11 protein-coding genes are annotated in these 13,200 nt (G+C 44.2%); 1 reads left to right on the top strand and 10 read right to left on the bottom strand.

Annotation, left to right across the window (positions count from 1 at the left end; translation table 11 throughout):
• Positions 1 to 23 precede the first annotated feature (23 nt).
• The 7 genes from ACESTK_RS13450 to ACESTK_RS13420 all read right to left on the bottom strand — a co-directional run bounded on the left by ACESTK_RS13450 (position 24) and on the right by ACESTK_RS13420 (position 7,117).
• Positions 24 to 758 carry a ClpP family protease gene (locus tag ACESTK_RS13450; protein ID WP_118578400.1) on the bottom strand — a complete coding sequence of 245 codons (735 nt, stop codon included), beginning with the start codon at positions 756 to 758 and terminating at the stop codon, positions 24 to 26.
• 53 nt (positions 759 to 811) lie between these two features.
• The gene (locus ACESTK_RS13445; RefSeq protein WP_118578401.1) at positions 812 to 1,540 is read right to left on the bottom strand and encodes a YebC/PmpR family DNA-binding transcriptional regulator; all 729 of its coding nucleotides are present in this window, start codon (positions 1,538 to 1,540) and stop codon (positions 812 to 814) included.
• Positions 1,510 to 2,865 carry a hemolysin family protein gene (locus ACESTK_RS13440; RefSeq protein WP_173715577.1) on the bottom strand — a complete coding sequence of 452 codons (1,356 nt, stop codon included), beginning with the start codon at positions 2,863 to 2,865 and terminating at the stop codon, positions 1,510 to 1,512. Before ACESTK_RS13440 ends, ACESTK_RS13445 begins: the two co-directional genes overlap by 31 nt.
• 159 nt (positions 2,866 to 3,024) lie before the next feature.
• The gene (locus ACESTK_RS13435; RefSeq protein ID WP_021926628.1) at positions 3,025 to 3,375 is read right to left on the bottom strand and encodes a type II toxin-antitoxin system PemK/MazF family toxin; all 351 of its coding nucleotides are present in this window, start codon (positions 3,373 to 3,375) and stop codon (positions 3,025 to 3,027) included.
• 211 nt (positions 3,376 to 3,586) lie between these two features.
• Positions 3,587 to 4,753: an alanine racemase gene (alr, locus tag ACESTK_RS13430; protein WP_373119978.1), complete on the bottom strand. Its 1,167-nt coding sequence runs from the start codon at positions 4,751 to 4,753 to the stop codon at positions 3,587 to 3,589.
• A 74-nt stretch (positions 4,754 to 4,827) separates the two neighbouring features.
• Positions 4,828 to 6,384 (bottom strand): NAD(P)H-hydrate dehydratase, encoded by a 1,557-nt coding sequence (locus tag ACESTK_RS13425; protein WP_195590191.1) that lies wholly within the window; start codon positions 6,382 to 6,384, stop codon positions 4,828 to 4,830.
• Between the two features lie 79 nt (positions 6,385 to 6,463).
• Positions 6,464 to 7,117, bottom strand: coding sequence for a redox-sensing transcriptional repressor Rex (locus tag ACESTK_RS13420; RefSeq protein WP_173715574.1), 654 nt, complete (start codon positions 7,115 to 7,117; stop codon positions 6,464 to 6,466).
• A 278-nt stretch (positions 7,118 to 7,395) separates the two neighbouring features.
• Between ACESTK_RS13420 and ACESTK_RS13415 the strand changes: the two genes are divergently transcribed.
• The gene (locus ACESTK_RS13415) at positions 7,396 to 9,309 is read left to right on the top strand and encodes an ABC-F family ATP-binding cassette domain-containing protein (RefSeq protein WP_373119976.1); all 1,914 of its coding nucleotides are present in this window, start codon (positions 7,396 to 7,398) and stop codon (positions 9,307 to 9,309) included.
• A 152-nt stretch (positions 9,310 to 9,461) separates the two neighbouring features.
• Here ACESTK_RS13415 and ACESTK_RS13410 read toward each other — a convergent pair whose 3' ends face one another.
• The 3 genes from ACESTK_RS13410 to ACESTK_RS13400 form a co-directional block, all read right to left on the bottom strand.
• Positions 9,462 to 10,667: an NADP-dependent isocitrate dehydrogenase gene (locus ACESTK_RS13410; RefSeq protein ID WP_118578408.1), complete on the bottom strand. Its 1,206-nt coding sequence runs from the start codon at positions 10,665 to 10,667 to the stop codon at positions 9,462 to 9,464.
• A 54-nt stretch (positions 10,668 to 10,721) separates the two neighbouring features.
• Positions 10,722 to 12,092 carry a 2-isopropylmalate synthase gene (locus ACESTK_RS13405; protein ID WP_373119996.1) on the bottom strand — a complete coding sequence of 457 codons (1,371 nt, stop codon included), beginning with the start codon at positions 12,090 to 12,092 and terminating at the stop codon, positions 10,722 to 10,724.
• A 197-nt stretch (positions 12,093 to 12,289) separates the two neighbouring features.
• Entirely contained in the window at positions 12,290 to 13,126 is an 837-nt protein-coding gene (locus ACESTK_RS13400; RefSeq protein WP_204452194.1) for a S8 family peptidase, read from the bottom strand.
• Between the last annotated feature and the right edge of the window lie 74 nt (positions 13,127 to 13,200).

Here is a 13,200-nt window from a genome sequence, read left to right as displayed (position 1 = left end):
TTTTCCAAAAAATGTATAATTTTTCATTTTTCAGGGGATTTGCTTTTCTCTTTCCCAATTAAATCATATAATTTCCCAAGAGCTTCTTTCATTCCTCCAACTTCATCGATTAGACCTTCTTTCACTGCCTCCGGACCTTCTAACATAGTTCCCACATCTTTTACCAGCTGCGTAGTGTCCAGCATTAGTTCTTCCAGTCTTTCCTGGGACATGTGAGTGTGACTGGAAATGAAGGTGGTGATCCGGTCCTGGATTTTCTCCATGTTGCGGTAGGACTGGGCGACGCCAATAAACATGCCATTTGTGCGAACAGGGTGGATCACCATGGTGGCACTGGGAACTACAAAAGAATAATCTGCAGATACAGCCATGGGAACACCAATGGAGTGACCGCCTCCAAGTACTAGGGACACTGTGGGCACGCTTAAAGAGGCGATCATCTCTGCAATGGCAAGACCAGCTTCCACGTCACCGCCCACAGTATTAAGCAAAACCAGAAGCCCGTCCACAGACTTGTCATCCTCGATCATGGCAAGCTTTGGCAAAACATGCTCATATTTGGTAGTTTTGCTGTGAGACGGCGCCGATTCGTGCCCCTCTACCTCACCGATGATCGTCAGAAGTTCCACTTTGTATTTATTGGAATTCTCATTTAAAATAACCTGTCCCATATCACGGATCTGCTTATTTTGCTGTTCTTCTTTTTCTACAGATTCTTTTTTTTCACTTTCTGCTTCATTATCCTCTCTTTGCTGCATAAAAAATACCTCCACACAATCGTATGGAGGTAGTATCTGCAAATCTGATTAAATTATTCGTCCCAGTTATGCCATACATCTGTTACATCGTCGTCATCATCCAGAAGATCAAGGATTCTCTGGATATCCTTAAGGGATTTCTCATCTGTCAGTTCAACAGTTGTCTGCGGGATCATGGCAACCTGTGCCTCAAGAAGCGGAACACCTGCGGCCTCAAGAGCCTCGCGTACTGCACCTAAATCATCCGGAGCAGTGAGAACTTCATAGCTGTCCTCTTCTTCGTTGAAATCCTCAGCACCTGCATCAAGAGCGGTCATCATCAGTTCGTCAGCGTCCATCTCGCACTCTTCCTTGTCGATGATGATCTGACCCTTCTGATCGAACATATAGGATACACAGCCCTGGGTTCCAATGCTTCCGTTACCCTTTGTAAAAGCGTTTCTTACGTTGCTGGCTGTACGGTTCTTGTTATCAGTCAGAGTCTCAACGATGATGGCAACACCATTCGGACCATATCCTTCGTATACAGCTTTCTCATAACTGTCTGCGGAATCAGCACCGGCTGCTTTCTTAATACCACGCTCAATGGTATCGTTTGGCATGTTGTTTGCCTTTGCCTTTGCAATAACGTCACGAAGCTTACCATTGTTGTTCGGATCCGGACCACCTGCTTTAACAGCCATTACGATCTCACGACCGATGATGGTAAAGATTTTTCCTTTTTTAGCATCATTTTTTTCTTTCTTGTGCTTTATGTTTGCGAATTTTGAATGTCCTGACATTTCTTATCCTCTCCTTTTGGTTCTTTTTTTATCTTTTCGGCCCGCACCTTTCCGATGGTTTTGTTGCCAAGGGAAAGAATTCTGAAACGGTAGCCGTTTACAACAATTTCTTTATCCAGATCATCTTCTGTGGGAATATGTCCAAGAAGATTCGTCAGATAACCATTTAAGGTCTCAAATTCCACTTTACCGAAATCAATTCCAAGCTCTTCCGCTACATCTTCCAGATACGCCAGTGCGTCAATGATCACACTGTTATCCTTCTGCGTCCGGAACGTACTGTCGTCTTCATCGTATTCATCCAGAATATCTCCTACGATTTCCTCCAGAATATCTTCCATTGAGACAATTCCTGAAGTCTGTCCATACTCGTCCACTACCACTGCCATATGAATTTTCTTCATCTGCATGGATTTGAAAAGATCACTGATTCCCCTTGTCTCCGGAATAAAAGAAGCTTCTCTGATCAATCCCGGCAGATCCTTAAGGGGTTTGAACTTCGCCCAGGAATTCCTGGTGAGAAATTTCAAAGCATCTTTATAATGAATAATTCCTACTATATTATCTATCGTCTCTCTAAATACAGGATAACGGGAATTTCCTTCCTCAAGCATGGTATCCACAATGGTCTGAAGATTGTCCTCCTCATCAAATGCGATCACATTCTTGCGATGCGTCATAATGTCCTTGGCTTCAGTGTCCGTAAACTCCATGATATTCTGGATCATCTCTGCTTCGTTTTCCTCAATGACACCCTGCTCATGGGCTTCATCTACAATGGAAATGATCTCTTCCTCCGTCACCGGATCCTCTGACTGATTAAAAGCAACACCAAATGGCCTTGCTGCCAGCTTGGCAATAAAGGTTACGCACATAGTAAAAGGATACAGGATCCTGGTAAAAAATCCCACAATCTTCATATACCGATATGCATATTTCTCCGGGTGATAGGTTCCGATTCTCCTGAATGTAAGAATACCAAGAGACGCAAGCAGAATGATCACCAGTGCAAGCACCAGGATCAATGCAGCCAAATGCTTTATGTAGGGATGAAAGGTCTCGGTAGCCCATGGAACGATAAATGCTCCGAAACAGACTCCGGAAGCCATAACAATCAGCGGAATCGCATTGACAAATGAAACAGGATTGTTGATCAGGGAAAGAAGAAAGACTGCTTTCTTATCTCCTTCCTGCGCCCGTTTCTCCACTTCGTTTTCGCTCAGATTGTGCACTGCAGCTGAAAATCCATAAAAAATACCATTCAGCCACAAAAGCAATAATAAAATGACAAAGCCCGCCAGGGGCATACTACTGCCAGATTCCATATATTAAACCTTTGTTCCTCCTAGACAGCGTTACTGCTTATTACCTTCGCAGTAACGAAAACATACTGCTGCTTCCTTATTCCACAGCAGCACGAATGTGCAATTGCGGCAGTCAATGCCGCTGAGACTTTACAACTATATCACTAAAGTTTCTTTTCGTCAAGAGAATGTAAGCTCCAGGCTGATTTCAAGAGCATGGTTCACCTTGTCAAGCATAGGACCGTCCAGGTGACATACTTTATCTTTTAATCTTCTCTTGTCAATGGTGCGAAGCTGTTCTAACAAAATTACAGAATCTTTTTCAATTCCATAGGCCGATGCATCAATCTCAATATGGGTGGGCAGCTTCGCCTTGTTCATTTTGGATGTAATCGCTGCGCAGATCACGGTAGGACTATGTCTGTTGCCTACATCATTCTGAATAATAAGTACCGGTCGGATACCTCCCTGCTCGCTTCCCACCACGGGCCGAAGATCCGCATAAAAAATATCCCCTCTTTTAATTACCACACAATTCACACTCCGTTTTACTTTTACTTTTCTGAAAATAAGTATTTCCAACTTTTTTCATGTGTATACATGTGTGGTATTTTTCCCGTAATTCGTTACGGGTTCTTATAAAAGCCGGTAACGGAACCCTTTCCGTCTATATTGTTCTTACCTGACGCATACCTGCAAAAGGCTTTCCAAAGGATACGCGTCACAATTTGTCTGGGTATGCTCAGTCAAAATATGTCAGCTCGCCGCACTCTTTCCCATCGCGGATATAGATTCTTGGCACACGTTTGCTGATATTACATACAAATTCATAAGAAAAACGGCCGGACAGATCTCCCAGTGTATCTGCACTGATAACCTCATCCCCATCTTTTCCAAGCAGTGTCACTTCATCCCCTGTCTTTACATCCGGGATTTCTGTCACATCTACCATAAACTGATCCATACAGACTCTGCCACAGATCGGCGCTTTTTTTCCATGAATCAGAACCCAGCCTTTATTAGAAAGCATTCTTGGGTATCCATCTGCATATCCAACAGGAATCGTCGCCATCTTTGTAACATGATCTGTCGTGTAGGTTCCACCGTAGCTTACCTGGACCCCCGGCTCCACATCTTTCACGTAGGAAACATGACTCTTTAGGGACATTACAGGTTTCAGCATTACAATGTCTTTTTCCACTTCCTCAGAGGGATAAATTCCATAAATGGTAATTCCGGCACGGACAATGTTCAGGTTGGCTTCCGGTACACGGATTATTCCGGCACTATTGGAACAATGATGCAGTGGAATATGGATTCCATTTTTTTCCAGAAGATCCGAAAAATCAAGATATCGTTTCAGCTGAACCATTGCCGGGGTACGGTCGTATTCATCTGCTCTTGCAAAGTGAGTGAATAAACCTTCAATTTCCACATTGGGAAGAGCTGCAATTCTGCGGATTTCCTCCAGACTCTCTTCGCTGTCCTTAAATCCGATCCTGGTCATGCCTGTATCCGCAGCCAGATGGATCAGACCTTTTTTGCCCGCTGCTTCAGCAGCTTTGTTAAATTTCCTGGCAGTCTCATAATCACAGACGGCCATGCGCACATCATTTTCAGCAAGTTTCTTATAATATTCTTCAAATACCAGTCCCAGGATCAGAATCGGTCTTGTGATCCCGGCTTTTCGAAGCTGTAATGCCTCCTGGGCTGTAGCCGCAGCAAATCCCCATATATAATCAAATTCCTCAAGCATTCTCGCAATAGGTACTGCACCGTGACCATATGCATCCGCTTTGATCACTGCGATGATCTTTGTTCCCTCTTTTATGTTCTTCTTCATCTGTTCAAAATTATATCTGATTGCATCAAGAGAAATCAATGCTTTGATTCTGCTGTATTTTTCCATAACATTTTCCTCGATTTTCTAAATTTATCAGAGCATGCCTCAAAAGGCGTTCTGCAAAATGTACGTCACAATTCTCATCCTTTACTCTGAACTTCTGCCAGTTTCAAAACTTCCGGCAGGGCTTCGATCATATCCTTCGCCGTCATGCCGTGAGATCCTTTTTTCTCTCTGGCAATATCACCGCAAAGACCGTGAATATACACCGCCATGGCAGCTTTATAGGAAAGTTCCTGTTCTTCCTCACAGCTTAAATACATGCAGAGAACAGATGCGATAATACCGGAAAGCACATCTCCGCTTCCTGCTGTGGCCATTCCCGAATTACCAGAAAGATTCAGATACAGCTTTTCATTCCGGTCAGTCACTACTGTACATGCGTCTTTCAGTACCAGAACACCGCCACTTTTCTCTGCATACTGATAAGCACGGGCTACAGGGTCTTCCTTTAGTTCTGATACATTCAAGCCGCAAAGACGGCTCATCTCGCCCATGTGGGGTGTGAGAATGGTCTGTTCCCCTATGAATTTCATCCATTGTGGATGCATTGCCAGAATATTCAGACCATCTGCATCCAGTATAACAGGTTTTCCTGCTTTTGCTCCGTTTTCCAGGAACCAAAGCATTCTTTCCTTTCCTGAGCCTTCTGTTCCAAGTCCTGGACCGATCACCAGCACATCACACCAGTTTAAATTTTTCTTATTGGCTTCCTCATCAAATTCGCTGGTCAGCATTGCCTCAGGCAAAAGGCTCTGTAAAGGAATCCGGTTCTCTTCCACAGTCTGGATCTTCACCATCCCGGCACCTCCATGAAGTGCTGCACTGGCACTCAGACAGGCTGCTCCGCACATTCCCTTCGAACCCGCCACAAGAAGAACCTTGCCAAATGTTCCTTTATTTCCCCATGGTTTTCTTGCCGGAAGAGTTTTCATATCAGATTTTTCTATATGCCAGGCAGCCTTGCTTGCAAGCTCACTGCCATCACGGTCCCGGTCATAAATTCCAATATCCGCCACCACAGTTCTGCCAGCATAAGCTCTTCCCGGATATAGACAAAGCCCACGTTTTTTATACGCAAATGTTACGGTAAGATCTGCCTCAAAAGCAGTTCCAAGAACAGCTCCCGTATCTCCATGAATGCCAGACGGAATATCCACCGCTGCTTTATATGCAGGAGCTTCATTCATATGGTCAATTATCTCTTTGTAATTCCCGGTAATCTCCCTGGAGAGTCCAACGCCGAAAATTCCGTCTACTATAACAGTATATTCATCCCATACAGGGTTATTCATTACCGGTACCTGGTAGCTCATGGCAATGTCCCACTGGTGTCGGGTTTCTTCTGTCATTTTATCCGGATTTCCTGCAAGATAAATCTCAGAACGGATCCCTGCCAGATGCAGAAGTCTTGCAATGGCAATGCCGTCACCTCCGTTATTGCCAGATCCGCAGACGGTCAGAATCCGTTCTTTTTTCAAATTTCCAGAACCGTTTTTCTTTTCCAGATATTTCCGGATCTCTTCTGCTGTGGCAAGTGCTGCCCTCTCCATGAGAACCAGAGAGGGAACATGCATATTATGAATGGTGCCATGGTCAAGCAGCTTCATCTGACTGCAGGTTACAACTTTTTTCATAAGACCACTCCTAATGCAAAACTGCCGCCCGGTCTCCTGTAAATCCTTCAGCGAGACAAGCAGCAGTCCTCTTTGACTTTTATTCTTTGTTTTCTTTATGTTCGTTACGATACTGGCTTAAGTTGTAAGACAGAGCCATCAGGCTCTCGGACAGATGAACATTCTCCACGATCACATCCTCCGGGGCGTCAAGATCTGTATGGGCAAAATTCCAGATTGCCTTGATTCCATTGTCAATAAGAACCTTCGCCATCTCCTTGGCCTTATTCTTCGGCAGGGTTAAAATAGCAATCTCCACCTGATTCTCCCTGATAAATTCCGGGAGACTGTTGATCATCCGAATCTCAATCCCGCGAACAGAAATCCCCTCCAGAACCGGGTTTATATCAAAAATTCCAACCAGACGGAAGCCACGTTTTTCGAAGTCTCCATAATTGGCAAGTGCCTGTCCCAGATTACCTGCGCCCAGGATGATCATGGGATGAATGGTGTCCAAACCCAGTATTTTACCAATTTCTGTATAAAGATATTCTACATTATATCCATATCCCTGCTGTCCAAAACCGCCAAAATTATTTAAGTCCTGTCGGATCTGTGAAGCAGTCACATGCATTTTTTTACTCAGGTCGTTGGAAGATATACGTTCCACCTTCTCTTCCATCAGCTCCCCCAGATAGCGATAATATCTTGGCAATCTCTTAATTACCGCCTTTGAGATCTCTTTTGCATCCAAAATGTTCCCCTCCTTGTTTCCGCTGCCTGTATTTTTCCGCTAAAAACGCATCGCGGAACATTACCTGTAAACGGCAGCCCGCGTAACACTATGTCAATTATACCGAAATGTTATTTTCTTGTCAATTAAAGTTGTGCAGAATTACAAATTTTTGCAAATTTTTTTGTGATTTGACAATTATTCTTTCAAAAAATAAATTTTTCAAGTATAATATACTATTGAACATTCTAATAATGCTGTTTCTGTGTATACAGAACCGCCTTTTTAAGGAGGAACTTATGATTTTATCATGTCAGAGCATCTGCAAATCTTTTGGGGAAAAGGTGATCCTGCAGGATGCTTCTTTTCACATAGAAGAACGGGAAAAGGCCGCTCTCATCGGCAATAACGGTGCGGGGAAAACAACTCTTCTTCGTATTATCATGGAGGAGATTTCCGCGGATTCCGGTCAGGTGGTCATTGCCAAGGATAAGAAGATCGGTTATCTGGCCCAGTACCAGGATATCCACGGTCATCACACCATTTACGAAGAACTGATGACCACCAAGCAGTACATTTTGGATATGGAGGACAAGATCCGTTCTCTGGAGCAGGAAATGAAATACGTAGCAGGAGACAAACTTGAGAGCCTGATGAACAGCTACACCCGCCTGACTCACCAGTTTGAGCTGGAAAACGGCTACGCTTATAAAAGTGAAATCGTAGGTGTTTTAAAAGGTCTTGGATTTGAAGAAGAAGACTACGGCAAACAGATTGAGAACCTTTCCGGAGGTCAGAAAACCCGGGTTGCACTTGGCAAGCTTCTGATTTCCAAACCGGATATTCTCCTTCTGGACGAGCCTACCAACCATCTGGATATGGAGAGCATTGCATGGCTTGAGACCTATCTTCTCAACTACCCGGGCGCTGTATTTATCGTTTCTCATGACCGTTATTTTCTGGACAAGGTAGTTACCAAGATCGTGGAGATCGAGGCTGCCCAGATGAGAATGTACGAAGGCAACTATTCCGCTTATGCCCTGAAAAAAGCGCAGCTGCGTGACGCCCAGTACAAGGCTTACCTGAACCAGCAAAGAGAGATCAAACATCAGGAGGCTGTTATCTCCAAGCTCCGCTCCTTTAACCGCGAGAAATCCATTAAGCGTGCTGAGAGCCGTGTAAAAATGCTGGACAAAATCCAGCGCATTGAGAAACCAATTGAAATTGATAACCAGATGCGTATTTCCCTGGAACCACGTTTTATCAGTGGAAATGATGTACTTACTGTAGAAGGACTTTCCAAGGCTTTCCCAGGACAGACCTTATTTACAGATATTAATTTTGAGATCAAGCGCGGAGAGCGTGTGGCTCTTATTGGAAACAACGGCACTGGCAAGACTACAATTTTGAAAATTCTTAATGGAATCGTAGCAGCTGACACCGGACGGTTTGCCCTTGGCTCCAAGGTTCAGATCGGTTATTATGACCAGGAGCATCATGTTCTGCATATGGAGAAAACTATTTTCCAGGAGATATCAGACACATATCCGACTCTCACTGAGACTGAAATCCGCAATATGCTGGCTGCTTTTCTTTTTACAGGAGATGATGTGTTTAAGCTGATCTCCTCTCTCTCTGGTGGTGAACGTGGCCGTGTTTCCCTGGCGAAGCTGATGCTCTCAGAAGCCAACTTCCTGATACTGGATGAGCCTACCAACCATCTGGATATTGCATCCAAGGAGATTCTGGAGGAAGCACTGAACAGCTACACAGGAACTGTCCTCTACGTTTCCCATGACCGTTATTTTATTAACCAGACTGCTACCCGCATTATGGATCTGACCAACCAGGCCATTGTCAATTATATCGGTGATTATGATTACTACCTGGAAAAGAAGGAGGAGATGACCCGGATTTATGCTCCTGTTCAGGAGACCGCCGCTCAGGAAGTTAAGGAAAACGTCTCTGAAACCAAACTCACCTGGCAGCAGCAGAAAGAGGAACAGGCTCTGAAGAGAAAACGGGAAAATGAGCTGAAGAAAGTGGAAGCACGGATTGAAGAACTGGAAACAAGGGATAAAGAAATTGATGAAACCATGGTTCTGCCAGATATCTGTACGAATGTGGCAGAATGCACGAAGCTCAGCCGGGAAAAAGCTGCTATAGCAGAAGAACTGGAAGGGCTTTATGAGAAATGGGAGGAGCTGGCATAAATTACCAGTAACCTGCTCTTTTGAGCCTTACATTTCATATTTATTTCAAAAACAGGAACGAATTTCGAATATAAATATCCGAAACCGTTCCTGTTTTTTATAACAATATTAACATTTTTACTTTAAACAACTTATTAAAGCTGTCTGTTTTATTACATGGCCTCAAGCTTCTCTCTGATTGCAAGAATAAACTCGCGGCTGTTAAGGACTTTTACATCTTTTAAAGAAGTAATCAGTGCCAGGTCTTTGGTCATCTGTCCGCCTTCGATAGTGGAAAGGGTTGCTTTCTCCAGTTTATCTGCGAACTCTATAAGCTCCTGATTCTGATCCAACTCACCTCTTTTTCTCAGAGCACCGGTCCAGGCGAAGATTGTTGCTACAGAGTTGGTAGAGGTCTCCTCTCCTTTCAGATGACGATAGTAATGTCTCTGTACAGTTCCGTGAGCTGCCTCATACTCATAATATCCATCCGGAGAAACCAGTACAGAAGTCATCATTGCCAGAGAACCAAATGCAGAGGAAATCATGTCACTCATAACATCCCCGTCATAGTTCTTACAGCCCCAGATAAATCCACCTTCTGCTTTCATTACACGGGCTACTACATCATCGATCAGACTATAGAAGAAAGTAATGCCTGCGGCCTCAAATTTTTCCTTAAACTCAGCTTCATAAATATTATGGAAAATTTCTTTAAATTTGCCATCGTATGTTTTGGAAATGGTATCTTTGCCGCCAAACCACAGATCCTGTTTCGTATCTAAGGCATAATTAAAGCAGCATCTTGCAAAGCTGGTAATGGATTTGTCCAGGTTATGAACACCCTGGATCACGCCTGGAGTATCAAAGTGATGGATCAGCTCCGTTCTCTCCTCGCCGTCTTCTCCTTTGAATACCAGCATAGCATCTCCTGGTTTATCAATGTACATCTCGGCATTCTTATATACATCGCCGTAAGCATGACGGGCAATGGTGATAGGTTTCTTCCAGTTCTTCACACATGGCTCGATTCCCTTTACCACAATGGGAGCACGAAAAACAGTTCCATCCAGGATTGCACGAATAGTTCCGTTAGGGCTTTTGTACATTTTCTTCAGATTGTACTCAGACATTCTGGCTTTATTCGGGGTAATGGTGGCACATTTAACAGCAACTCCGTATTTCTTGGTGGCTTCCGCTGCATCTATAGTTACCTGGTCATCAGTCTCATTTCTGTATTCCAGTCCAAGATCATAGTATTCTGTCTTCAGATCAATAAAAGGAAGAAGAAGCTCATCCTTGATCAACTGCCACAGAATTCTGGTCATCTCGTCCCCGTCCATCTCAACAAGAGGGGTCTGCATTTGAATTTTACCCATTATTACCTCCTAGTATATATTTTGTGGTAACTGTGAACTGTGTCCGCAGCAACCCTATTTTAACGTAATTCCAAGTCTCTGGCAAGTCTCTGCTACAATTGCTTCCAGTTCTGCATCGCAAAGCACAGTAACACGGCCTTCCTCATACTGCTGGTCAACCCAGGACTTGATCATCTTTACAAGCTCACTGTTCTTATCAACCTTCTGGTCACCCTTCAGCCGATAATGGCTGTCGATCCAGTGTGCGATTCCGGCAGCTCCGGATGTATTGGAAACGGCAACCTCAACCGGGCGGTTCAGGAATTTCTCGGTATCAAATACGTTATAGATTTCCTCATTTTTCAGAAGTCCGTCGGCATGGATACCAGCTCTTGTTACATTGAAGTTCTTTCCAACGAAAGGAGTTCTTTCCGGTATGTGGTAGCCAATCTCTTTCTCATAGTACTCAGCAAGCTCTGTGATAACAGTTGTATCCATACCTCCAAGGTTTCCGCGAAGTTGTGCATATTCAAATACCATTGCCTCAAGAGGTGTATTTCCGGTACGCTCGCCGATACCAAACAAAGAAGTATTAACACCACACGCACCATACAGCCATGCTGTTGTGGAGTTGCTGACTGCCTTATAGAAGTCGTTATGTCCATGCCACTCGATCAGTTCAGAGGGAACGCCTGCATGAACCATAATACCATAAATAATACCAGGTACAGAACGAGGAATCACGGCACCAGGATAGTTAACGCCGTAGCCCATGGTATCACAGCAGCGAACCTTAACCGGAATGCCGTACTGCTGGCGAAGCTTCATCAGCTCAAGGCAGAATGGGATAACATAGCCATAAATATCAGCTCGTGTAATGTCTTCAAGATGGCAACGGACAGAAACACCGATTTCCAGACATTCTTTTACAATACTTAAATAATGCTCCATCGCCTGTTTACGTGTCATTTTCATCTTATAAAAAATATGATAATCGGAACAGCTTACCAGGATACCGGTCTCTCTCATACCCATATCGCGGACAAGCTGGAAGTCCTTCTTATTCGCACGGATCCAGCTGGTAACCTCAGGGAACTCATAGCCTCTCTCCATACATTTCTCAACAGCATCACGGTCTTTCTTGCTGTAAAGGAAAAATTCAGAAGCACGGACCCTTCCTTCCGGTCCGCCCAACTTATGAAGGTAATCATAAATCCTTACGATCTGCTCAGTGCTGTATGGTGCTCTGGACTGCTGGCCATCACGGAATGTCGTGTCGGTGATCCAGATATCATCTGGCATATGATGTGGAACGACTCGGTCGTTGAATGCAATCTTCGGTACTTCAGAATATGGAAAAAGATTTCGGAATACATTGGGAGTTGCAACATCCACAAGCGGATACATATGCTCCTCTAACTGAAGCAGGTTTGTGTGGCGATTCATAGAAACACGTCTGTTTTCCATAGATATTTCCTCCTCATCTCTTGGAACTCTTGCTGTCCATTTTACTCACTTAAAGCGGCTTCGTCAAGTGCTTTTATACTGTAAAGTGATAATTCTTTATCAAAGTTTGTGTATTCTTTTTCGTACATTTCTTCAAATCACTTAAGCAGAAATCCTTTTCACACAATTGGCTGCTTTTACATTTTCAGAAACTTTCTGCGGTTAAATTTCCCCCACCCTTGCAGGTTTTGAGGCAGTCCCATATCCTCTGCGCTATTCATCAGCATAGTTTTGATATCCGTATTGGTAAGTGCAGGATTTTTTTCCAAAGCACAAGCAATAGCACCTGTCACCAGAGGCGTAGACATAGAGGTGCCGCTTTTCACACCATAAGAATAAGGTTTTCCAGGCACGCAGGACATGATCTTATTTCCAGGCGCCACAATATCCGGCTTGCACACGCATTCCGCCGTTGGTCCTCTCCCTGAAATAGCACTGCGCCCTTCCAACAAATCGCTGGAGCCCACTGTGATCACTTTTTTGCTGCTTCCCGGAGCTGTGATACTGCCCGGCCTTGGTCCCTGGTTTCCGGCAGCTGTGACCACTACCACTCCTTCATCCCACAGCTGCTCCACACTTTCCAGAAGCCTAGCATGGTTTCTTTTTGAGTTACAGGTAGTTCCCACAGAAATATTTACCACCCGGATCCTGTACTGCTGCCTGTATTCCCGAATCCACCGAAGAGCCCGAAGCACGTCATCCTGGCTTCCATTTCCATAACGGTCAAGCACTTTCAGGGCAATGATTCCGCAGCCAGGTGCTGCGCCTCTGTATTTTCCCATGGAAGCAGTGCCATCTCCTGCCACCAGCCCGGCTACATGGGTGCCATGTCCATTATCGTCATAAGGCCACCTTTTAAAAGCCAGGAAATCATAAAAAGCCCAGATCCTGCCAGTAAAATCTATATGCTCATAAATCCCGGTATCCAGAATACACACACCGATTCCTTTTCCGGTATAAAAGGATTTTTCCATTATTTTCCCCGATAAAAAGAAACTTATAATAAATTATGTTTCCATTTTCCAATCTGCTTTAAAATTATAGACAA

This window comes from Ruminococcus sp. Marseille-P328 (assembly GCF_964249465.1).
In the GTDB taxonomy this organism is placed as follows: Bacteria; Bacillota; Clostridia; order Lachnospirales; family Lachnospiraceae; genus Blautia_A; species Blautia_A faecis.
The sequence above is the reverse complement of the archived record's forward strand: the minus strand, read 5'-3'. Positions and strand labels throughout refer to the sequence as shown.